Annotated in this window: 22 protein-coding genes and 1 riboswitch; of the genes, 1 reads left to right on the top strand and 21 read right to left on the bottom strand. The window is 48.0% G+C overall.

Annotation, left to right across the window (positions count from 1 at the left end):
- From alaS to dnaB, 4 genes are all read right to left on the bottom strand, one after another.
- On the bottom strand, positions 1–1,336 hold a 1,336-nt coding region (gene alaS, locus KKF06_08725; protein ID MBU1617838.1), incomplete at its 3' end, for an alanine--tRNA ligase.
- Positions 1,317–1,931 carry a dTMP kinase gene (gene tmk, locus KKF06_08720; GenBank protein MBU1617837.1) on the bottom strand — a complete coding sequence of 205 codons (615 nt, stop codon included), beginning with the start codon at positions 1,929–1,931 and terminating at the stop codon, positions 1,317–1,319. The genes tmk and alaS, both read right to left, overlap by 20 nt.
- The gene (locus KKF06_08715; protein ID MBU1617836.1) at positions 1,931–3,604 is read right to left on the bottom strand and encodes a hypothetical protein; all 1,674 of its coding nucleotides are present in this window, start codon (positions 3,602–3,604) and stop codon (positions 1,931–1,933) included. Before KKF06_08715 ends, tmk begins: the two co-directional genes overlap by 1 nt.
- A gap of 5 nt (positions 3,605–3,609) precedes the next feature.
- Positions 3,610–4,950, bottom strand: coding sequence for a replicative DNA helicase (gene dnaB, locus KKF06_08710; GenBank protein ID MBU1617835.1), 1,341 nt, complete (start codon positions 4,948–4,950; stop codon positions 3,610–3,612).
- Positions 4,951–5,028: 78 nt separating this feature from the next.
- Between dnaB and KKF06_08705 the strand changes: the two genes are divergently transcribed.
- Positions 5,029–5,451: a peptide chain release factor-like protein gene (locus KKF06_08705; GenBank protein MBU1617834.1), complete on the top strand. Its 423-nt coding sequence runs from the start codon at positions 5,029–5,031 to the stop codon at positions 5,449–5,451.
- A 103-nt stretch (positions 5,452–5,554) separates the two neighbouring features.
- Here the strand turns inward: KKF06_08705 and KKF06_08700 are convergent, their stop codons facing one another.
- From KKF06_08700 to KKF06_08620, 17 genes are all read right to left on the bottom strand, one after another.
- On the bottom strand, positions 5,555–5,839 hold the full coding sequence (locus KKF06_08700) for a DUF3467 domain-containing protein (GenBank protein ID MBU1617833.1): 285 nt from the start codon (positions 5,837–5,839) through the stop codon (positions 5,555–5,557).
- Entirely contained in the window at positions 5,836–6,324 is a 489-nt protein-coding gene (gene mog, locus KKF06_08695) for a molybdopterin adenylyltransferase (GenBank protein ID MBU1617832.1), read from the bottom strand. The genes KKF06_08700 and mog overlap by 4 nt, the downstream gene beginning before the upstream one ends.
- A 33-nt stretch (positions 6,325–6,357) precedes the next feature.
- Positions 6,358–6,783 carry an MOSC domain-containing protein gene (locus KKF06_08690; protein MBU1617831.1) on the bottom strand — a complete coding sequence of 142 codons (426 nt, stop codon included), beginning with the start codon at positions 6,781–6,783 and terminating at the stop codon, positions 6,358–6,360.
- The gene (moaC, locus tag KKF06_08685) at positions 6,756–7,247 is read right to left on the bottom strand and encodes a cyclic pyranopterin monophosphate synthase MoaC (GenBank protein ID MBU1617830.1); all 492 of its coding nucleotides are present in this window, start codon (positions 7,245–7,247) and stop codon (positions 6,756–6,758) included. The genes KKF06_08690 and moaC overlap by 28 nt, the downstream gene beginning before the upstream one ends.
- A 10-nt stretch (positions 7,248–7,257) precedes the next feature.
- The gene (locus tag KKF06_08680) at positions 7,258–8,058 is read right to left on the bottom strand and encodes a radical SAM protein (GenBank protein ID MBU1617829.1); all 801 of its coding nucleotides are present in this window, start codon (positions 8,056–8,058) and stop codon (positions 7,258–7,260) included.
- Positions 8,042–9,214, bottom strand: coding sequence for a molybdopterin molybdotransferase MoeA (locus KKF06_08675; GenBank protein ID MBU1617828.1), 1,173 nt, complete (start codon positions 9,212–9,214; stop codon positions 8,042–8,044). The genes KKF06_08680 and KKF06_08675 overlap by 17 nt, the downstream gene beginning before the upstream one ends.
- On the bottom strand, positions 9,211–10,119 hold the full coding sequence (locus KKF06_08670; protein ID MBU1617827.1) for an ABC transporter ATP-binding protein: 909 nt from the start codon (positions 10,117–10,119) through the stop codon (positions 9,211–9,213). Before KKF06_08670 ends, KKF06_08675 begins: the two co-directional genes overlap by 4 nt.
- Positions 10,116–10,763 carry an ABC transporter permease gene (locus tag KKF06_08665; protein MBU1617826.1) on the bottom strand — a complete coding sequence of 216 codons (648 nt, stop codon included), beginning with the start codon at positions 10,761–10,763 and terminating at the stop codon, positions 10,116–10,118. The genes KKF06_08670 and KKF06_08665 overlap by 4 nt, the downstream gene beginning before the upstream one ends.
- A 72-nt stretch (positions 10,764–10,835) precedes the next feature.
- On the bottom strand, positions 10,836–11,645 hold the full coding sequence (locus tag KKF06_08660) for a substrate-binding domain-containing protein (protein ID MBU1617825.1): 810 nt from the start codon (positions 11,643–11,645) through the stop codon (positions 10,836–10,838).
- Positions 11,636–11,783: riboswitch (molybdenum cofactor riboswitch) on the bottom strand. It overlaps the preceding gene by 10 nt.
- Positions 11,779–12,834 (bottom strand): OprO/OprP family phosphate-selective porin, encoded by a 1,056-nt coding sequence (locus tag KKF06_08655; protein MBU1617824.1) that lies wholly within the window; start codon positions 12,832–12,834, stop codon positions 11,779–11,781. (Overlaps the previous riboswitch by 5 nt.)
- Entirely contained in the window at positions 12,834–13,619 is a 786-nt protein-coding gene (fdhD, locus tag KKF06_08650; protein MBU1617823.1) for a formate dehydrogenase accessory sulfurtransferase FdhD, read from the bottom strand. The genes KKF06_08655 and fdhD overlap by 1 nt, the downstream gene beginning before the upstream one ends.
- Positions 13,612–14,184 carry a molybdenum cofactor guanylyltransferase gene (locus tag KKF06_08645; GenBank protein MBU1617822.1) on the bottom strand — a complete coding sequence of 191 codons (573 nt, stop codon included), beginning with the start codon at positions 14,182–14,184 and terminating at the stop codon, positions 13,612–13,614. The genes fdhD and KKF06_08645 overlap by 8 nt, the downstream gene beginning before the upstream one ends.
- A 2-nt stretch (positions 14,185–14,186) precedes the next feature.
- Positions 14,187–15,404: an OFA family MFS transporter gene (locus tag KKF06_08640; protein MBU1617821.1), complete on the bottom strand. Its 1,218-nt coding sequence runs from the start codon at positions 15,402–15,404 to the stop codon at positions 14,187–14,189.
- A 57-nt stretch (positions 15,405–15,461) separates the two neighbouring features.
- A complete protein-coding gene (fdhF, locus tag KKF06_08635) occupies positions 15,462–18,188 on the bottom strand; it encodes a formate dehydrogenase subunit alpha (protein MBU1617820.1) in 2,727 nt (908 codons plus the stop codon).
- Between the two features lie 3 nt (positions 18,189–18,191).
- Complete coding sequence (locus KKF06_08630) at positions 18,192–19,979, bottom strand: NADH-quinone oxidoreductase subunit NuoF (GenBank protein MBU1617819.1); 1,788 nt, start codon at positions 19,977–19,979, stop codon at positions 18,192–18,194.
- Positions 19,976–20,455: an NAD(P)H-dependent oxidoreductase subunit E gene (locus tag KKF06_08625; GenBank protein MBU1617818.1), complete on the bottom strand. Its 480-nt coding sequence runs from the start codon at positions 20,453–20,455 to the stop codon at positions 19,976–19,978. The genes KKF06_08630 and KKF06_08625 overlap by 4 nt, the downstream gene beginning before the upstream one ends.
- A 16-nt stretch (positions 20,456–20,471) precedes the next feature.
- Positions 20,472–21,104, bottom strand: a complete 633-nt coding sequence (locus KKF06_08620; protein ID MBU1617817.1) for a redox-sensing transcriptional repressor Rex — start codon at positions 21,102–21,104, stop codon at positions 20,472–20,474.
- Between the last annotated feature and the right edge of the window lie 276 nt (positions 21,105–21,380).

Genomic DNA, 21,380 nt, shown 5'->3' with positions numbered 1-21,380 from the left:
TCGGTTTCAACTGGTTTAGATCAAGCCCCCCCAGGTCCGCCTTTTTCTCTCCGTTTATCCCGCTTTGCCTGGCCCTATCTCTTTGCCCTTCCATTTCCTTTTCAAAAGCGGGCAGGTCGACTTTTAACTGTTTTTCAGCCGCCAGCTCAATGGTCAGTTCAATTGGAAATCCGTAGGTATCATGGAGTTTAAAGGCATCGGATCCAGAGAGCATTCCGCCGGACTGAAGCTTGGCGGTCAATTCTTCAAACCATTTCAGGCCAGATGTCAGAGTGGCAAAGAAGTTCTCTTCTTCTTCTTTAACGATCTCGATGATCGCTCCTTCTTTTTCTTTCAGGACCGGGTAGATCTTTCCCATATCGGCGATCACTTCTTTGGCCAGATCGGCAAGAAAAGATCGTTCGATGCCAAGACGTTTGCCGTGGCTTACCGCCCGTCTGATCAGGCGGCGCAATATATAGCCGCGTCCGGTGTTGGACGGGTAAACTCCGTCGGCTATAAGGTTGGTTGCCGCCCTGACGTGATCGGCAATGATCCGCCTGGAAATTTGCGATCCGGCCGCGGTCGGAGCAAGCGCTTCGATCTTTTTGATCAGCGGCTGGAATAGGTCAGTCTCAAAGTTATCATCGGTCCCCTGCAGGACCGATGCGATCCGCTCCAGCCCCATACCGGTATCGATCCCTTTGTTCTTGAGAGGTAGAAGTTCCCCCTTTTCGTTCCGGTTGTATTGGATAAAGACCAGGTTCCAGATCTCGAGGAACCGGTCACAGTCGCAACCAGGAGCGCAGTTCGGCTGACCGCAGCCAGAATCGGTGCCGAGGTCGTAATAGATCTCCGAACAAGGGCCGCAGGGACCGGTCGGCCCGGCCGACCAAAAATTATTCTCTTCCCCCAGACGGTGGATGATCGCTTCCGGCAAGCCTATCGACCCGCGCCAGAGCTCATAGGCTTCTTCGTCTTTTTTGTAGACGGCAATGTGCAATTTTGTTATCGGGATCTTAAATTCTTTGGTCAACAGCTCCCAGGCGAACTGGATAGCTTCTTTCTTGAAATAATCGCCAAAAGAAAAATTGCCGAGCATTTCAAAAAAAGTATGATGCCTGGGGGTTTTGCCGACCCGTTCGATATCCAGTGTCCGGATGCATTTTTGAACGGTCGCGGCCCGGCGGTGCTTCGGCTTTTCCTGGCCAAGAAAGATCGGTTTGAACTGGAGCATTCCGGCCAGGGTCAGCAGGACGGTCGGATCGCTGGGGACAAGGGAAGCGCCGGGTAGGACTTCGTGCCCCTTGGCGGCAAAAAATGCCAGGAATTTTTCTCTAATTTCCGAGCTTTTCATCAATAATGCTCCTTATTTTGGCCTGGACTGTTTCGATCGGCAGGTTTTCAAAGGGAAAAAGTTTGATCCTGGACTGGTCGGCCGCGGCCAGTTCCAGATATTTGGCCCGGACCCGATCGTGGAACTCCATTCCTTCGCGCTCAAAACGATCTGCTCCTCCTTTACTTTTGGCCCTCTCCAATCCGACTGACGGGGGAATATCAAGAAGAATGGTCAGATCCGGCCTGATCCCATAGCTTGCTTCCATGTTCATAAAGCGGATCAGGTCTTCCGGCAGCCCGCGTCCTCCGATCTGATAGGCCAGAGTTGAGTCAAGGTAGCGGTCACAGATCACGAAATTGCCGGAGTTAATAGCCGGCCTGATCACGCTATTGACGTGTTCGGCGCGATCGGCAAAAAACAGGCAGGCTTCCGCCAATTGATCGATCGGTCCGCTTTTTTCCAGGAGGAGCGCCCGGAGCTTAACGCCCAGAGGCGTTCCTCCCGGTTCCCTGGTCTGAACAACACTCATCCCCTTTTCTTCAAGATATGTTTTTAATAACCGGGAATGGGTCGATTTGCCGCACCCTTCCGGTCCTTCAAAAGTAATGAACATTATTGCTTCCCCGGAGCCAGATTGAATCCGAGAAGAAACTCCTTCCTGATCGAACGATAAGTGACCTCTAGATTATAACAATGAAATTTAAAAAATAAAGTGTAATCTATATCTTCCGGCGTCCAATCGTCCAGAAAATACGAAGCCGCGATCTTGGCGGCGGTCCGGTCAAGATCAAACTGCGCGCTGGCCAGCAGTCGGTCGGACGGACGGAAACGATAGAGCTCGTAATTAAAAGGAGAGGTGCCGTTAACAAAGAAATAATGCGAAAGACCGGCGTTGAAAGCCAGCCGGGGATTGATTTTTTTTATCAGCTCCAGCTGGAGCGACGGTTTTTCCCAGCGTCCTTGTCCGGCATAATAACTGCAATCGTAGATCAGGGATGGAACAATGTCCCCCAGCGCGCTTGCCGGCAGATCGCCTGATATTCTCAGGTTGACGCTGTTCCGGCCAAGTTTTTGATTGTTCTCCTCGTTGACAATCCCGGTGCTAAGGTCCAGGTCGGCCCTGGCCGCTGAACGCAAAATGGGGAATCCCCGCGAGTAAAACCGGAGGTTAGGGAGAAAGCTGACCCGCTGATAATTGATCCTTTCCCGATATGAAACAGTCGTTTCCAGCGAATAACGATATTCGGCCGGTTCTGTAAAAAGGCCAAAAGAGAGCTGGCTGTTTTCCGTTGAATATTCACCGAAAGAATAAGTGTGGGTGATCCCTCCGGAGCGGCCGTCGTTTCCATTGCTGTTCAAACGGATATTTCCTTTATTGGAGTCGTCTAACAGATAATTAGCATTCAGTCCAAGCTGAAGCCCCTTTCGTTCAGCATAACCAAGCGAATAGGCGCCGGATAAACTTCGGTTTAAATGCCAGGCCATAGTTTCATTTATGTATGTTCCATCTTCTTCATTGGCGCCGATCTGGGGGAACGGCGGTAAATTCTTATTTCCTCTCTCTTGCGCGCTAAGGTCGTAAATGTAAGTCGGCATCGGGACAATGGGGAACTGCCCCAGCCAAAAATATCCCCAGTAAGCGACCAGCCATTTATTCCTGGGATAAAAAATGATCTCCCCAGCGCTGACATGATAGTGCGGGGAGGGAAAATCGCAGGTGGTCAGGGTCGCCTGGCGCAGGTCAAAGGTGTCCGGGCTGAAAGAGACCTCTCTGCCGGTCAGGTCGACTTCCCGGAAATTGAAGGTGATATTTCTAGCTTGTCCGGTTTTGGTCAGCAGGTTATAGGCAAGGCTATCCCCTTCTATGCTGATCCCCTCATACAGAAAATAAACATTATTTTCAGCGTTGATCGTTTCTCTGGTCGCCTGGTAGAAGATCTTTCCCGCCTTGAGATAGATCTCCTTGTAGAAAACCTCAACCGATCCTCGCATCTCAACCGTTTCAGCCGAGACGTCGTAGTGCAGTGTATTACCTGTTAAACGGATATCTTTGTAGGTTACCTCAACCGAGCTGCTGGCGTCGACCTTTTGCGATCCTTTGGCGTAGGAAATGTTATCGGCGTTAACAATAAAATCGTTTGGTTGGGCATATAATGGAGAAATGAAAAGAATTATTAAAGACAATACAATCATTAACCGGAGGCTGAACGCCTCGGTTAATGGATTATGGGAACCGCGACGTTTAGTCGCGTGTTTCCATAACAATAATAGGTTAAGAATCTTCATTTAGGCTAAGCGACTTCTTCATAGCGCGATTCTTTGCTGGCGAACTTGGCGATCTCTTTGCGAAAGACCAATTCTATCTGTCCGACCGGGCCGTTTCGCTGTTTGGCGATGATTATCTCGGCGATATTTCCCCGCTCCGATTGCGGATTGTAATAATCATCGCGATGAATGAACATGACCAGATCGGCCGTCTGTTCGATCTCGCCTGATTCGCGCAGGTCGGACAATCTGGGGATCCGGTCGGGCCGCTGTTCCACCGCCCGGGAAAGCTGGGACAAGGCAACGACCGGGCATTCCAGTTCTCGGGCCATGATCTTGAGCGAACGGGCGATCTCGGATATCTCCTGGACCCGGTTCTCGACCCGGGATTTGTTCCCTCTCATCAGCTGGAGGTAGTCAACGATGATCAGGCCAAGCCCCTTTTCCAGCTTGAGCCGCCTGGCCTTGGCTCGAATTTCGGTGGAGCTCATTGAGGCACTATCATCAATATAGATAGGCGCTTCGGACAAACGGCCTAAAGCGCGGGTTAGTTTTTTCCAACCGGTATCAGATAAGGTGGCAGTCTTGAGTTTTTGTTGTTCGATTTCCGCTTCCGCGCAAAGCATTCTCTGGGCCAGCGACTCTTTGCTCATTTCGAGCGAGAAGATCGCTACCGGGATCTTGCTCCTGATGGCAACATCCTGGGCAATGTTCAAGGCAAACGCGGTTTTACCGACCGACGGCCTGGCCGCTAAAATGATCAATTCCGAGTTTTGGAAGCCGGCGGTCATGGTATCAAGGTCGGTGTAACCGGTCGGCACTCCGGTGATCGACTGGTTCTTGCCGTAAAGGCTGTCGATCTTATCAAGAACGGTCTTGATGACCGAATCGATCTTGCTGAATCCTTCGCGCGAATGACGCATGGCGATATCAAAGATCATTTTTTCGGCGTTATCCAGAACGTCATCGATCTGGTGCGGATCGGAAAAAGCTTCGCCTACTATTGAGGTCCCGGACTCGATAAGGCGGCGTAAAATATACTTTTCTTCAACTATCTTGGTGTAATGGTCGACATTCGCCGCGGTTGGGACCGAATTTATCAGGTCGGCAACGTAGACCGACCCTCCGACCGCGTCAAGCTTCCCTGATTTACGCAAAGTCTCGGTGACGGTTACCAGATCGACCGGCTCCCCTTTGTCAAACAAAACCAGGATCGCCTCAAAAATGTAGCGGTGGGCGTCACGATAAAAACTGTCCGGTGCCAGGGACTCGGCCGCTCGGAAAACGGCATTTTTATCCAGCAGCATTGAGCCTAGGACCGATTGCTCGGCCGCCAGGTTTTGGGGGGGTATTTTTTCTTCTACCATAACCTGGTAATTTTAACACAGGGAAGAGAGCGATACTAGGCTAACCGCGCGATTTAAATTAGTGTATAATTTATCACCATGGACAGGAAATTTCTGGTCTCAATGGAAAAAGAAACCGCCCTTAATGAGCGTTTATCCAGGCTGGGTATTGTTGATGCCGAGGTTGATGAAAAATTCATCCGTTCCGGCGGGCCTGGCGGGCAGAATGTCAATAAAGTTTCCAGCGGTGTATACCTGAAGCATTTGCCGACCGGTCTTGAGGTGAAAATGACGCAGGAACGCTCCCAGGCGCTTAACCGTTTCCTGGCCTGGCGATTATTGGCCGATAAGATCGAAGAACGCATCCTTGGCCTCAAGAGCGCCCGCCGGCAAGCGATCGAAAAGATCAGGCGACAGAAAAGAAAACGCTCCAGAAGGGCCAAAGAAAAGGTCCTGCAAGCTAAAAAGCAGGTTAGCCAGAAAAAGAAGGCCCGCAAAGTCGGACTAAAAGAATACTTTTAACCGCGTACTTCAGTGCGCGGTAGCGGATCGTCCAGCACGCGATAACGGATTGTCCAGGGAGCGTGATTAAGGACCGCAGAATAAATTCTGCGGTTAAATCATCCTAATTATTGGATAATTTTATCCCAAATGGCGGTGGCTCAGGCACCTCTTTGATCTTCCCGGCTTTTGACTCGTACATTTTAATGTTTTCTTCCAACGCCTTGAGCAGACGGTTGGCATGGGCCGGCGACATGATCACCCGGGCATTGACCTGTCCTTTGGGGGGATGGGCAAAGATGAAATCAAAAACAAATTCGTTCTCGTTGTGAGAGATCACAGCGATGTTGCTGTAGACTCCCCCGGCAATTTGGTCGTTGATCGCGATCTGGATCTCTTTTTCGTTCATTTATTTTCACCTCCGCATTCAGCGCTTCCTTTTTCTAAGACTTCCAGGGCATGGGGAATAACCGGCAAAATTATCGCCAGGCACTCTTTGACCGCTTTGGGGCTTCCAGGCAGATTAACGATCAAGCTTTTTCCTCTGGAACCGGCGATCCCTCTTGATAACATTGCTTTTTGAGTGATCTTGAGCGATTCTCCGCGGATCGCTTCGGCGATCCCGGGGATTTCCCGGTCAATAACTTTACGGGTCGCCTCGGGGGTGACGTCGCGTGGGGAAAGACCGGTCCCACCGGTAGTTAAGACCAGATCGCACTTTTCTTGATCGATGAACTCAATTAATTTGGCGGAAATATCATCAATTTCATCCGGAACAATGACGTATTCATAAAACTCGGCCTTGAGCGTCTCTTTGATCGCCGGACCGCTTAGGTCGACCCGCTCTCCCTTTGACCCTTTATCGGAGACAGTGATTATGCCAACTTTCATAATATAAATATTAGCGGACAGGGACAAGCCCTGTCCCTACATCCTTTCGATAATATCTCCTGCTTTGATTGTCCCGCCTTTTACGACCATTCCGAAGATCCCTTCTCTTGGCATGACGCAATCGCCGACCTGATAGTAAATGATACACCGTTTAACACACTCTTTGCCAATTTTGCTGATCTCAAGGAGCGTTTCGCCAATGGCCAATCGCTCTCCAATATTTAAGGACAACAGATCTATCCCTTCAGTAATAATATTTTCCCCAAAGGAACCGTTAACCAATTTCAGTCCCTTGGCTTTCATCTTGTCGATCGATTCATTCGCCAGAAGGCTGACCTGTCTGATTCCTCCCTTGGCATGATGATCACCCTCTACCCCAAGCTCTTCGATCAGGTTGATCTCTTTGACCTCGTTTTTTGGGCCCTGGACAGGACTTACGCAGACTGCTTTGACTTGTGGCATAAAAATATTTCTCCTATGATCATTTGCTTATCGACCGCTTTGCACATATCGTAGATCGTTAAAGCGGCGACACTGACGGCCGTTAACGCTTCCATTTCGACCCCGGTTTTGCCGATACAATCAACCCTTCCCTCTATCTCAATTGAATTAGCTTTGACCTTGCACTCAACGGCGATATTGGTCAGGACCAGCGGATGACATAACGGGATCAAGTCGCTGGTCTTCTTGGCCGCCTGGATCCCGGCGATCCTGGCGACCGCTAATACGTCCCCTTTTTTTAACTGATTATTATTTACCAGCCTGATCGTTTCTTTAGCCAGGCTTATCGAACCTCTGGCGATCGCGATCCTTTTTTGGTCCGGCTTGCTTCCGACATCAACCATTTTGGCCTTACCTTTATTATCTAGATGTGAAAAATGAACGGGTCCCTCCTGAGAATGAACTTCTCGGTTCCTCCCGTTCATTTTTTTTGTTTTAACCCCCAATTTCTATCATCTCCCTGTTGTTTGATTTCTCCCCTCTGGCCGGTTTGTTGTTGATCACTTCTTTGAGCGCCGCTTCCGCTCCAATGGCTCGAACATCGACCTCAAAATTAGAGAAGAGACAGGAACGGAGTTTGCCATCGGCGGTCAGTCGGACCCGGTTGCAGATCGAGCAATCCCCCCCCTCGCCGTTTTCAACCTTATAGAAACTGCCGCTTTTCAAATCCATTTTCCTGATGAATCTTCCCTTAAGCCCACTGGCTTTAGCAAAATCGATCAGCGCTTCTTTTTCATCGGCGTTAAATCCGTCGATCAGTACGCTGTTCAGCTTTGTTCCGCTAAACCCGGCCTCTCTTGCCGCTTTTATCCCCGCCAGCGCCTCGCTTAACTCTCCGCAGCGGGTTATTTGCCGGTATCTTTCCGGCTGAAGGGAATCGAGGCTGATATTAAGACGTGTTAGCCCGGCTGCTTTTAACTCCTTGGCATATTGAGAGAGCAAAATCCCATTTGTCGTCATCGCCAGTGTTTTAACCCCATCAATCGCCGCTAATCCGCGAACCAGATCTACTATCCCCCGCCTGACCAGCGGCTCACCCCCCGTCAGGCGGAATTTGTAAAAGCCAAGCTTGACCGCCGCTTTGACGATCTCTTCAATCTCTTCAAAACTCAAGATCTCGCTATGCGGCTTCAACCTGATCCCCTCTTCCGGCATGCAGTAAGTACAGCGCAAATTACACTTATCTGTTACCGCTATCCGTAAATAGTAAATATCCCGGTTAAATCGGTCTAACATCGACTAATCTTCCTTTTTTAAGATTGGTATCTCCACTTTTTATCCTTATTACTCCGTTTGCCTTGGTTAAGGAAAACATATGGGCCGAGCCGTGAAAATCAACCGGTTGAACACCGCCTCGTTTGATCAAAACCGGCAGATACTGTTCCCTTTTTGAGTATTTACATGAATAACTGGTAATTAACGGCAAAGAGCAAATTGTATCAGAGTGTTCCTTCCCGATCATTTTATTGATAGCTGGAGCGACAAAAAGCTCAAATACGACTAATACCGAAACCGGATTACCCGGCAAGCCAAATATTAGCTTCTTTCCTTTTGTGCCAAAGACGGTCGGTTTGCCCGGTTTAATGGCGACTTTATTAAAAACAATTTTTACCCCGCAAGATCGCAAGACTTCTTTTACAAAATCATAATCCCCTACCGAAACCCCGCCGGATAAGATTAAAATATCGTTTTCCCGCAAGCCTCGGGTGACCATCGATTTTGTTGCCCTGATATCATCTTTCGCGATCCCCAGATAGTCTGCTTCGATCCCCAATCTTTTTAGCTGGGAGATAAGCATAGGTCCGTTACTATTTCGGATCTGACCGGTCATTGGTTTAAGGTTTGGCTCAACCAGTTCCGATCCGGTGGAAATAACTCCTACCTTTGGAGAACTGATCACTTTAACCCTTGTTTTGCCAACCGTAGCCAGCATGGCAACTTCCTGCGGACGGATCAAAGAGCCGGAAGAAAGGACTAATTCTCCTCTTTTAACGTCTTCCCCGCACTTTGCGACATTTCGCCGTTTTTCCGTCCTAATAATATTGACTTTTCCCTTGGATAATTCAAAGGTATTCTCCACTCTAATTACTTGATCGGCTCCTCTGGGAAGCATCGCGCCGGTCATGATCCGGGCGCATTCCCCTGGCCTAATGATCCTTTGGGGCACTTTTCCGGCTGGGATATTTTCAATGACCATAAATTCTTTTGACTGGTCTTTAGAATTAACCGCAAAACCATCCATTGCCGAGCGATCGAATGGTGGGATATTAACATCTGAATAAACATTCTCTCCCAAAAACCTTCCGAGCGCCGCAGAAAGCGGGATAATTCCCGTTCCTAAAGGACGGACCTGACCAAGAATAATATTTAATGCTTTTGTCGCTTTGATCATATGACCTGCACCGCCGTTGCTTTGAATGTTAAAAAGAGCTCCTTGCCGGGAGCGATCCCGATCTCTTCTGCGGAGGCGCGGGTTATATTGGAAACAAACGTCTCTCCCGCTTTGATTCTGGTCCGATAGATCAACCCGGCCGGCTCGACGGATAAAACAATCCCGCGCAAGCAATTGCGGGCGCTGGTTTTTGTCGGCTCAAGAGAAAGAAGAATATCTTCCGGATGAACCACGACCCAGGCATCAGACTTTTGCTCTGCCGCCGCCTCAAAACAGACCAGAGGGTTCTTAAAAATGCTTTGTCCATTATCGTCTGTAAGTCGCCCGTGAAAGATATTTTCGATCCCTAAAAAGCCGGCAACTTCTTTAGTCGCTGGTTTTTGGATAACTTCTTCCGGCCGGCCGGTCTGCGCGATCGCTCTGTTTATCATGATCATTAATTGATCAGCCACGATCAGTGCTTCGGCTTTATTATGCGTTACCCAGATCGTCCTGATCTTTTTTTCATGAATGATGCTTTTCAACATCTGGCGGAACTCAATTTGAGAGGTCAGATCTAAATTAGAGAATGGTTCATCAAGCAGCAAAGTCTTTGGCCCCACAACCAGCGCCCTGGCCAGGGCGACCTTTTGCGCTTCTCCGCCCGACAAGGTAATTGCCCTCCTGTCTCTAAGATGAGCAACGCCAAACACTTCCAGCCAATGGTCAACTTGCTGCCTGATCTTTCTTCCCCGCCTGAATCGCAGGCCAAGCGCCACATTTTCAAAGACTGACAGGTCAAATAATAACGGTTCCTGAAACACCATTGAGATGCTCAAATCGATCCTTCCTGTATCAAGCCCCATTAATTTGCGCAAATAGGTGCTTTTCCCGGCCCCATTTGGTCCCAATAACGCGGTGATCATGATCTTTTTGTCCTTTGCTGGATCATGGTTAAGCCAAAATTGACCGAAAATGAAAGGACCAATAAGACCATGCTTAAGGCAATCGCCAGTTCAAACGCTCCTTTTTGTGACTCTAAAACAATAGCCGTAGTTAAAACCCTGGTCTGACCTTTAATGTTGCCGCCAACCATCATGACCGCGCCGACTTCCGAAATGATCCCGCCAAAACCGGCCATGACCGCAGCCAAAAGAGAGAGCCTTGTCTCTTTGACCAAAAGCCAGGCCAATTGCCACCCCTTGGCCCCAAGGGCTTGCGCCTGCCATTTCATTTTCTGCGGGATCTGCTGAATTGTTGCAAGGGTTAACCCGGCAATGATCGGGGTTGCCAAAATCACCTGGGCAATGATCATCGCTTGAGGAGTGTAGATCATCTCCAGAAAACCAAGCGGCCCGCCTCGCCAGAGAAATAACATTACCAGCAAACCAACAACTACTGGAGGAAGTCCCATGCCGGTATTTATGATCCCCACCACTATCTTCTTAAAGGGAAAATCACGAAGCGCGAGAAACATCCCCAGGCTGATCCCAATAACGATTGAGATCAGCAAAGCTGTTCCGGAAACTTTTAAGGTCAATATAATTATATTTATTAATTCTGGATACATTCAATTAAACCTTTCAGGCTTCAAACTAACCGCGCACTTAAGTGCGCGGTTAGATGAAGATAAGGATCTTCCCTATTTAGCGTCCGGGAAAAACAATGGCTGTCCATATTTTTCCTTGCCAAAATTAGCGATCACTTTTTGGGTTGCCGGCGCGACCATAAAATCCGCGAACGCCTTTCCCCCGGCGCGGTTGATCTCAGGCCATTTTTCCGGATTAACCTCAATAATATGATAAGGATTAAGCAGTAAAGCATCCCCCTCACAGAGAATAACCAGTTTTAACCGGTCCTTATAGCTGAGATACGTCGCTCTATCCGAAAGAGTGTAAGCGTATTTTTGATCTGCAATTAATAGGGTTGCCCCCATCCCCTGGCCGGATTCAAGATACCAAAGGTTTGAGATCTGGGCCTTGGAGTGAGGCCAGATCGCCAGCTCCTTGGAGTGAGTTCCGGATCTATCCCCTCTGGAGACAAAATTTGACCCGCTGTCGCTTATCCTTTTAAACGCTTCGCCAACAGCTTTGGCCGTTCTGACCTGAGCCGGGTCGTTTGGCGGACCAAGCAGGACAAAGTCGTTATGCATGACCGCCCGTCGGTTGATCCCAAAACCTTGTTGTACCAGTTTGGCTTCATCCTTGGGAGAATGGACCAGGAGAACATCGGCTTTGCCGCGTCGCCCCATCTCCATAGCCATACCGGAACCTACCCCGATCGGTTTGATCTGGCTGCCGCTCTGTTTTTCAAAGATCGGAAGCAAAACATCGAGCAACCCGGAGTCCACCGTACTGGTCGTGGTCGCCAAAATGATCGACTGAGAAGCGGCAAAAGAAGCGGAAAACAAAGTGATCGCCAGTAACCAGCAAATTATAAACTTCCTAAACATTTTTTTCTCCTTTCCAAATGTGGGAGGTTGAATGGTTTCCCTATCAACCCTTGAGTCCCGCTGTCGCAAGACTACCGTCCTGCCGGCCATTGCCGCGAACGCGGCTTTAGATCGTCAAGATCGGAGATATGTATTATATTTGGATCTGCAATTCAAATAACATTGAATTGTTATCAACCTGGGACGTTTCTTCCTGGACCAGATTATAGTTGACCAGCATCTTGGAACTGCTGTCAATAATTAAAGCCCCACCCAGAGTTAAAGTATTAACCACGTTGTTCGCGGTCGACATATTTGGGTTAAATGTTTCGTAACGGACGAGCGGCTCGTAGCAGCCAAACAGACCGGTCAATTGAAGCGAGGCTTCGGAAAGCTTGGTGTTGGATGTGCTGCTTCCGCCCGACATCAATTCTGCCACTAACTGGTAGTTCGCGAATTTATACTCGGCATCTATCGCTCCGCATTTGCGATCGACCATGTTCGGTCCAAATTTCCCATAATAACCTGAAAGTCCAATATCAAGGTTGTCAGTTTTATAATTGATCCGGCCGACAAGATCTTTCCCTTTATTGGTGTCAGCTGATCCGGTCCCATTGACTAAAGCCGAATCAAAAAAGAAACCCGAGACCGGCAGAGGACCGCTCATTCGGTAACCATAATCTCTGGAAGCGACAATTACACCATAGTGGCTTGGAATAAAGCCGGTGCTGTAAATTGTCTTGTATTTGCCTGAATCATAGGCAAAGGGGAGAAGAAATTGACCCATCTTAACCTTATATTGATTGACCTTCATCTCAATATAGGCATCAGCCAAAGCGACATTCCCGCCGGTCGAAAGAGCGGCAAAATCCGGTTGGATGACAAAAAGAGTGTCCGCAGCGGTTTCCCCGGTCAGTTTGATCCTGGCCCGTGAGAGCGTATTGGTATCAGCACTATTTGCCGCTTGATAAAATCCATAACGATACCTCAATGAACCTGAAATGTTGACCTTTTTAACATAACCTGGAGCCGGAACAGCGATTTCAGCCACGACTGGCGCCGCCGGCTGAACAATAGCCGCGCTTTCCAGCGAAACAATTAGGGCCTTTGGCACGGCAACACCCTTCTTCTCCGTCTTTTTTACGACCGCGTCAGAAATAGAAGTCAGCAGAAGCAGGCCAAAAACAGTTAAGACAAGTATTTTCTTCATTATTTCTTTCCTTTCATGATAATTCTTTCCGGGACACTATAAACGTTCAATCTTTTTCCTCTGGCAAAACCGATCAGGGTAACCTTTAGCTTTCTCGCTAATTTGACCGCCTGATCGGTTGGCGCGCTGACCGAGGCGACTATCGGGATGCCGCACTTATTGATCTTATAAAATATCTCCGAAGAGATCCGTCCGCTAAGCAGCAGCATGGCCAAAGAAAAATCAAGCTTATTGATCAAAGCTTCACCGATTATTTTATCGACCGCGTTGTGCCTCCCGATATCATCCTGGCGCGCGATTATTCCATCCTTGCCGCACAAAGCGGCGCTGTGGACACCTCCTGTTTTTTGAAATTCTACGGAACTATGTTGAAACTGGTCCATAAACTCTAATAATTTTTTCCAGCTAACGGTTGATCTGACCGTCAATTTTAATTTACGCAGTTTATCCAGAGAATTGTAAAATATAATCCCCCGGCCGCATCCCGATGTGTATAATCGCTTATCAAGCAGCTTTTTGCCAAAATCGATCCCGTTAACAATCGTAACGGTCGCCTGCCAATACTTTTCATCGACCCGGATGCCGGTAATTTCGTCAATATCTTTAATTAATCCGGAAGAGTACAGAAAACCGACCGTTAATTCGCGCAGGCTAACGGGGCTGCACAGCAGCGTCGCCAACTCCTGGCCGTTGACAATGATCGTCAGCGGGACCTCTTCCGTTACCCAATCAACGATCTTTCCGCTTTTGCCGTCAATAATCTTATGGATCGTAAACTTATTCATTTATCAATTTTAAATCCTCAGGCGTATTAAGATTAAGCAAGCTTATTTTTTCTTCCCTTTTAAGGTCAAAATAGCTCTTTTTCCGGCATCGCCCGGCAAGATCGCGGATCGAGAATTGTCCGGCCTCAATTAACTGCCCGATAACCGGGAGCAATGATCTTCTGTAAATAGAGTGCAGCGGCTCTAACCTGTTCTCATATCTTGCGATCAAGCAATCCGGCTGCTTTTCTTCGAATTTTGCCCGCTGTTGGGTGATCGCTTCCGCTGAAAGAGCGGGCATATCGCAGGCACAGACGAACACAGCCTCATTGCTGCTTGCCGACAGACCAGCCTGGAGCCCTCCTATTGGCCCTACCTCTTTGATCGCATCTGACACAATTTTGATTTCGGGGAACTTTTTAAAGTAGCGCTCCGGTGAATTTGATACGATTATCAGTTCATCAAATAATTCTCGAAGGAGCGCTACTGTCCGATCAATTATCCGTTCACCACCGACTTTTAGGAAGGCTTTGTCTGCCCCTCCCATCCTGCTATTCTGCCCGCCGGCCAGGATAACCGCTGACATCTTCATTTACTGATCTGTGGTTTTCTATAAAAGCTGACAACGATCAGGCCAGCAATTAGAATAGACGTCGCGAAAATAAATGCGGGCGAGAAGCTATTGGTGCTTTGCTTGACATATTCCATGATCATTGGGCCCACGACCGCAGCCGCTCCCCAGGCGGTTAAGATCGGACCGTATATTCCGCCGATATTCTTTGACCCAAATGTATCCGCAGCAAAGGCTGGCATTGTGCCGAACCCGCCGCCGTAGCAAAGCAGGATCCAGCAGCAAGCCGCGCCAAAAACCCAAACATTGGTCATGCTCGATAACAGGAAAAACAAAGGGATTTGAGTAGCAATGATCACTATAAATATGTTTTTTCTGCCAAAATTGTCCGATAGTGACGACCAAAAAAGACGACCAAAACCGTTAAATAGTGAGGTTACAAAGATCAGTGTCCCGGCGGTAATGGCGGTTAAACCGACCTGGCTTTGCCCCAATGGTGACATATTGCTGATCAGCGCGATCCCAGCGGTAACGTTGATGAACAAGGTAAGCCAAAGGATGTAAAATTGATTCATCTTCAACGCTTCACGGAAGGTCAGATGAACCTCGGCTTTAGTCTCTCCCGCTTTGGATTCCACCTTTTTCGCCGGCATATAACCTTCAGGAGGATTATGAAGATGTTGAGCGGCAAATAATAAAGTGATCAAAAAGAAAATACCGGAAAGATAAAAAGTATTGGCAACTCCGACCGAAACGATCAAAAGAGGGGCAACCTGCCCCATTAAAGCGGCCCCCAGGCCAAAACCCATGATCGCGAAACCGGTTACCAGCCCTTTTTTATCGGGAAACCAGCGGACCAGAATGGCGATCGGCGTAATATAACCCAATCCGTTACCAATTCCAGCAATAAGGCCATAGCCTATCCAAAGCAACATAAGGTTAGACATGCCGATAGCTAAACCGCTAATAATTGTCCCCAAACCAAAAAGAACGGCGGAAATTGTCGCGATCATCTTACTTCCAGCTTTATCAACAAAGCGGCCGCCAAAAGCGGCTGATAATCCCAGGAATAGTATTGCTAGTGTAAAGGTGAACCCAACCTCCGGCCCCGACCAGCCGGTCAAAGTCATAATAGGCTTCTTGAAAACGCTCCAGGCATAAACTGAACCAAGCATGAACATCATCACAATTCCTGCCACAGCTACAACCCAACGATTTTCTGGTTTTTCGCTCATTTTATTTCTCCTTTATCACAAAAGTATTGTTTACCCAAAATCTCCTTTCATTTTTTTTTAACTGCTCCAGATCTTTTCCATATTGCACGCGGCGACTTTGTATTCCGGGATCTTAGAGATCGGATCAAGGGCGGGATTGGTCAGAACATTGACATTGGCTTCCTTGAAATGGAAAGAGATAAAAACTACTCCCCTCTTTGGACGGTCGGAGATCCTGGCCTCAACGTCAATTGAGCCGCGGCGAGTGGAAACCTTGACCATATCTTTGTCATTAATGCCAAGCCTGGTCGCGTCTTCCGGATTGATCTCAGCATAATTACGGGGGACAAATTTATCGATCGCTTTGACCCGTCTGGTTTCATTGCCGGAGTGGTAATGAAAGAGGATCCGCCCGCTGGTCAGGATAAAGGGATACTCTTTGTCGGTCTGTTCATTCGCCGGCTTATATACAACGGCATGCAATTTCCCTTTCCCGTTAGGCCGTTTAAATTTCCCTCCCTCGTGAAGCACAATTGTTCCCGGGTGGTCGGTACTGGGGCATGGCCATTGCAAACCATCACCTTCCAGTCTCGCGAAGTTTATCCCCCCCATTGAAGGAGTAACCCTGGCAATTTCGTCCATGATCGCGGAAGTACCGCTATACTCCATAGGCAAGCCAAAAGCTTTGGCAATCTCACAAACAATTTCCCAATCGTATTTGCTGCCAACCGGTTTCTCTCTGGCTGGCCGCAACAGTTGTACCCGTCTTTCCGTATTGGTAAAGGTGCCGTCTTTCTCATACGCTCCGGCGGCCGGGAAGACAACATCGGCTATTTCCGCGCTTTCGGACATAAATATATCCTGAGTGACAAAAAACTCCAGCTTTTCAAATCCCTCTTTTACGTGTTTAACGTCTGCTTCGGTCATCAGCGGGTTTTCTCCCATTGAATAGACCGCCTTGAGCTTCCCTTCTTTTGACCTGGTAGAGAACTCGGTAACAACCAGACCTGGTTTGTCCGATAGTTTCACCCCCCAGGCCTTCTCGAACTTTGTTTTTACCGCCGGATCATCAATTTTCTGATACCCAGGATAAACGTTAGGCAAGGCCCCCATGTCGCAAGCCCCTTGAACGTTCGCTTGTCCGCGCAGCGCCATGATCCCGGCCCCCCGCTTTCCAATATTTCCGGTGATCAGGGCAAGATTGGCAATGCTTAATACATTGTCGACTCCGGTCGTATGCTGGGTAATTCCCATCGTGTAGAAGATCATGGCTGACCTAGCGCCGCCGTAAAGCAACGCAGCCTGTTTAATGAGCTCTTTATCAACCCCGGTGATCTTGCTGACCTTATCCAGGTCATAATCAACTAAAAGCTTTTTCAGATCTTCAATTCCTTCAGTATGTTTATCAATAAAGTCGGATTTTTCCAGTTTATTGTCCAAAATCTGTTTCATGATCCCGTTAAGCAAGGCGACATCGGTCCCTGGCGTGTGCGGCAAATATAAGTCGGACGCCTTAGCAATATCAACATAACGGGGATCGCAGACAATTATTTTCGCCCCATTGTTTTTCTGGTTCTCTTTAATGAACTTCGCGATAACCGGATGGGTTTCGGTCGTGTTAGAACCAATAATGAACATGACGTCAGAATCAAAGATATCCTCTAACGAATTGGTAGCTGCCCCCGCCCCAAGGGCAATATTCAAACCGGCCACGGTCGAGGAGTGGCAAAGCCTGGCGCAGTTATCGACATTATTTGTCCCGATTCCCGCCCTGGCGAATTTTTGGATGACGTAGTTATCTTCATTGGTGCATCGGGATGAGCCGAGGACCCCGATCGAATCCGCCCCATATTTTTCTTTGATCTCTTTGAGCCTTTGGGCGGTGAAGGAAAGAGCCTCTTCCCAGGTCGCTTTTTTAAACCTGCCATTTTTCTTGATCAAGGGGGTGGTCAACCTTTCCGGACTGTTGACATATTCATAACCAAACCGCCCTTTGACGCAGGCGCGGCCTTTATTGACCTTGCTATTGATCGCTCTGGCCATGACCAACTGATTGTTTTTATCCTTGAATAGCTTAAGATTGCAGCCAACTCCGCAGTAAGCGCAAACGGTATCAGTCGGGACCAGATCCTTAAACTTCCCTTTGCCGATCCTGGTCTTTTCTATCAAAGCTCCAGTCGGACAGGCCTGGACGCATTCCGCGCAAAAAAGACAGGTGCTTTCCTCCAGCGGCTGGTCAAAAGGAGTGGTGATCTCGGTTTTAACGCCGCGGCCGGCAACACAGATCGCCTCAACCCTGGCTTGGTTGGCGCAGGAGTCGACGCATCTTTTGCACATGATGCATTTGGCCGGTTCTTTTTTAATAAATGGATTGGTATCCCAGGGGGTTTTAACTTCTTTAGCAAAAACATCTTCGTCTTTTAAAAAGATGCTTCTCTTGATCCCAAACTGATAGGCCAGGTCCTGCAAAGTGCATTCCCCGTCTTTTTCGCAGGTCATACAGTCAAGCGGATGGTTGGCTAAAATTAATTCCAGATTCATCTTCCGGGTTTCATTTACCAATTGGGTGTCTGTTTTAATTTCCATTCCTTCTGCAACCCTGGTAATGCACGCCCGAGGGAGAACACGGGCATTTTTCATCTCCACCACGCAAATGCCGCAGTAAGCATCCTGGGAAACATCTTTCAAATGGCACAATGTAGGGATGTTGATCCCCAGTTTGGCGCAAGCTTCCGCAATGGTTTCCCCTTCTTTTACCTGGTAATCAACATCATTGACCTTAATGTTTAACATTTTCTCCTCCATCTTTTATCCTTTATGAACAGCGTCAAAACGGCAAACATCGTAGCACCTGCCGCACTTAATGCATTTCGACTTGATGATCTTATAACCTTTGTCCCGGCTCCCTTCGACCGCTTCAGTTGGGCAATTTTTTTGGCATAGACCGCAGAGTTTACATTTTTCTTCGACGATCCGGTAATTGAGCAGGCCCGAGCACTTGTGCGAACGGCATTTTTTCTCTTCAATGTGCTCTTTATATTCGCTTTCAAAGTAGCGCAAAGTCGAGAGGACCGGGTTTGACGCGGTCTGGCCAAGGCCGCAGAATGAAGTTTTTTGCATGGTCTGGCAAAGATTCTTTAGCAGTTCAAGGTCTGATAGTTGTCCTTTACCTTCGGATATCTTTTCAAGGATCTTTAGCATCTGGTATCCGCCGATCTTACAGGGGGCGCACTTGCCGCACGACTCATCAACGCAAAAACCTAGATAAAATTTGGAGATATCAACCATGCAATCGGTCTCATCCATGACGATCATTCCGCCAGATCCCATGATCGAGCCAAGCTTTTGCAGGTTATCGTAGTCAACCGGGGTGTCCAGGTGATTTTCAGGGATAACTCCGCCTGATGGTCCGCCGGTTTGGACCGCTTTGATCTTTTTCTTGCCGGCAATACCGCCGCAAATGTCAAAAACGATCTCCCGAATTGTTGTCCCCATGGGGACTTCTACCAATCCGGAATCCTTGACCTTTCCGGTAACGGCAAAAACCTTGGTCCCCTTTGATTTTTCAGTCCCGATCTCCGCGAACCAATCCCCACCACGCAGAAAGATGACCGGGATATTGGCCAAGGTTTCAACGTTGTTGATCATTGTTGGTTTTCCCCATAAACCGCGCTCCGAAGGATACGGAGGCCGCTGTCTTGGTCTTCCGCTCTCTCCTTCGATCGAAGCGATCAGCGAAGTTTCTTCGCCGCAGACAAAGGCTCCGGCACCAAGCCTGATCTCAACATCGAAGCTGAACTTCGAGCCTAAAATATTCTTACCTAAAAATCCGCGGGCATAGGCCTGATCAATCGCTTTCTGGATCCGATCGATCGCCAGAGGATATTCAGCCCTGATATAAAAGAAACCCTGGCTTGCCCCGGCGCAAAACCCGCCAATGATCAAACCTTCCAGAACCGAATGCGGATCCCCTTCCAAAACGCTCCTGTCCATGTATGCGCCCGGATCACCTTCGTCGCCGTTGCAGATGATATATTTAATCTCACCTTTTGAAGCCCTGGTCAGGGACCATTTCATCCAGGTTGGGAAACCGGCGCCGCCGCGGCCGCGTAACCCGCTTTTTTTGAGCTCTTCGATCGCCGCCTCAGGCGTCATTTGTGTTATTGCTTTATTAAGCGCGTCGTAACCCTCTCTCGAAATATATTCATCAATACTTTCAGGATCGATCACCCCGCAATTGCGCAGGACAATTTTCAGCTGTTTCCCTTTGTTTATTTCAAAAACATTTTCTTTCAGGACCAGCCCTTTAACCAAATGATCGGCGGTAATCCTGGCCGCGATCTCCTTCGTAACCTTGCCATAAATCACCGAAGGCTTCCCCGGAATAGCAACTTCAACCAATGGTTCGGCCGAACACATCCCCAAACAGCCGCATTTTTTCAGTTCGACATCAAGTCCGGCTTTTTTTATTTCATCCGCAAAAGTTTTGTAAACTTCTTCCGCCCCCGCCGCAATACCGCAACTGCTGGCGCCAATGGAAACCATCGATTTCACTTTGTTGTTGGCTGGTTTTTCAGCAATTACCTGTTTATTCATTTCTGCTCCTTCTTCTTGTATTTTGCCAATATATCTTTAATCTCGCCCTTTTTTAGCTTCCCAAAGATCTCTCCATTGATCGTCATGACCGGAGCCAGCCCGCAGCAGCCCAAACAGCGAACAACGTCAAGGTTGAACAGCCCGTCCTTGGTTGTCCCCCCCTCTTCAACTTTTAAAAGAACTTTTAATTCGTTCAAAAGTTCGGGCGCCCCTTTCAAATAACAAGCTGTCCCCATACAAACCGCGATCGTATTTTTCCCGGGTTCCTTCAGCTTAAATAAATTGTAAAATGTGATCACTTCATATATTTGCGATAAAGGGATCCTCAAAGCGGTTGACATTTTCTCCGCTCCTTTTTGGGGAATATATCCATAAAGATGCTGCAATTCATGAAGGGCCATGATCAAGCTCCCTTTTTTTCCCTTCCATTTTTCAATTATTTTTTCAATATTTCCGGTTGATACTTCTTTTTTCATGCTTTCCAACCTGCCTTTATTTTTTTCTGCTCTTTTCCGTCGCGTTCACGAAATAGATGACATTTTCCAGCTCGCTCACCAGGTTTACATTATTAATAACGGTTTCTTCCCCCCCCTTTAAGCGGATGGAAGCAAAATTCAAGACCCCTTTGATCCCGGCATTATTCATTGCAGTCATTACTTCTGTTGCCGCGATATCGGGGACCGCGATAATACCAATCTTAACGTGATGCTTCTTGATAAAAGGTTCCAATTGCTCAATTGGCAGGATCGGAATAACCGCTTTTGGATCCTGCTTGGCCGGTTCCATGTCAAACACGGCGACCACTCTGATATTTTCTTTTTCAAATCCTTTATACTGCATCAATGCCGTGCCAATCCGCCCGGCACCAACGATAACTACATTCTGGGTGACATTTTTCCCGAGGATCTTATTGAGGCTTTCGATCAGTTCGTCAATAACATAGCCCCCCCGCTTATTGCCGGTCACCCCGAATATTGAAAAATCTTTTCTAACTTGTGAGGGGGTAACGTCGGCGGCATCAGCCAGATTGTCGGAAAAGACCTTGACAAACCCAAGCGATTTTAAACGGCTTAACGCGTTTTTATAGCGGGACAACCTGACAATACATGCTTTATTTGTGACCATAACTGATAAATAATGCTCCAATAACAACTAAATATGAACATATAATATCATATATTGCTCCATAGTCAAGGTATATTGTTATATATATCACATAAATACCCCATGATATTCCCGGTTTCATCCGGATTTTGCCTCTTGCCAAATGATCGCCTTATGATAATATTATAAAAGCATTCTCAATGAAGAAGGGGGATTTATGAATATTATCTACACTCTGCACATCGTTTCTATTTTGCTTGAGGTGGTTGCTGTAATTATCGGCCTTATGCTTGCCTT

This window comes from Candidatus Margulisiibacteriota bacterium (genome assembly GCA_018822365.1).
GTDB lineage: Bacteria > Margulisbacteria > WOR-1 > O2-12-FULL-45-9 > XYB2-FULL-48-7 > XYB2-FULL-45-9.
The sequence above is the reverse complement of the archived record's forward strand: the minus strand, read 5'-3'. Positions and strand labels throughout refer to the sequence as shown.

Excerpts from the sequence above, each read along its gene's own strand:
- tmk (MBU1617837.1), bottom strand. The coding sequence starts at position 1,931 with ATGTTCATTACTTTTGAAGGACCGGAAGGGTGCGGCAAATCGACCCAT.
- KKF06_08715 (MBU1617836.1), bottom strand. The coding sequence starts at position 3,604 with ATGAAGATTCTTAACCTATTATTGTTATGGAAACACGCGACTAAACGT.
- dnaB (MBU1617835.1), bottom strand. The coding sequence starts at position 4,950 with ATGGTAGAAGAAAAAATACCCCCCCAAAACCTGGCGGCCGAGCAATCG.
- KKF06_08705 (MBU1617834.1), top strand. The coding sequence starts at position 5,029 with ATGGACAGGAAATTTCTGGTCTCAATGGAAAAAGAAACCGCCCTTAAT.
- KKF06_08700 (MBU1617833.1), bottom strand. The coding sequence starts at position 5,839 with ATGAACGAAAAAGAGATCCAGATCGCGATCAACGACCAAATTGCCGGG.
- KKF06_08690 (MBU1617831.1), bottom strand. The coding sequence starts at position 6,783 with ATGCCACAAGTCAAAGCAGTCTGCGTAAGTCCTGTCCAGGGCCCAAAA.
- moaC (MBU1617830.1), bottom strand. The coding sequence starts at position 7,247 with ATGAACGGGAGGAACCGAGAAGTTCATTCTCAGGAGGGACCCGTTCAT.
- KKF06_08680 (MBU1617829.1), bottom strand. The coding sequence starts at position 8,058 with ATGTTAGACCGATTTAACCGGGATATTTACTATTTACGGATAGCGGTA.
- KKF06_08675 (MBU1617828.1), bottom strand. The coding sequence starts at position 9,214 with ATGATCAAAGCGACAAAAGCATTAAATATTATTCTTGGTCAGGTCCGT.
- KKF06_08670 (MBU1617827.1), bottom strand. The coding sequence starts at position 10,119 with ATGATCACCGCGTTATTGGGACCAAATGGGGCCGGGAAAAGCACCTAT.
- KKF06_08665 (MBU1617826.1), bottom strand. The coding sequence starts at position 10,763 with ATGTATCCAGAATTAATAAATATAATTATATTGACCTTAAAAGTTTCC.
- KKF06_08660 (MBU1617825.1), bottom strand. The coding sequence starts at position 11,645 with ATGTTTAGGAAGTTTATAATTTGCTGGTTACTGGCGATCACTTTGTTT.
- KKF06_08655 (MBU1617824.1), bottom strand. The coding sequence starts at position 12,834 with ATGAAGAAAATACTTGTCTTAACTGTTTTTGGCCTGCTTCTGCTGACT.
- fdhD (MBU1617823.1), bottom strand. The coding sequence starts at position 13,619 with ATGAATAAGTTTACGATCCATAAGATTATTGACGGCAAAAGCGGAAAG.
- KKF06_08645 (MBU1617822.1), bottom strand. The coding sequence starts at position 14,184 with ATGTCAGCGGTTATCCTGGCCGGCGGGCAGAATAGCAGGATGGGAGGG.
- KKF06_08640 (MBU1617821.1), bottom strand. The coding sequence starts at position 15,404 with ATGAGCGAAAAACCAGAAAATCGTTGGGTTGTAGCTGTGGCAGGAATT.
- fdhF (MBU1617820.1), bottom strand. The coding sequence starts at position 18,188 with ATGGAGGAGAAAATGTTAAACATTAAGGTCAATGATGTTGATTACCAG.
- KKF06_08630 (MBU1617819.1), bottom strand. The coding sequence starts at position 19,979 with ATGAATAAACAGGTAATTGCTGAAAAACCAGCCAACAACAAAGTGAAA.
- KKF06_08625 (MBU1617818.1), bottom strand. The coding sequence starts at position 20,455 with ATGAAAAAAGAAGTATCAACCGGAAATATTGAAAAAATAATTGAAAAA.
- KKF06_08620 (MBU1617817.1), bottom strand. The coding sequence starts at position 21,104 with ATGGTCACAAATAAAGCATGTATTGTCAGGTTGTCCCGCTATAAAAAC.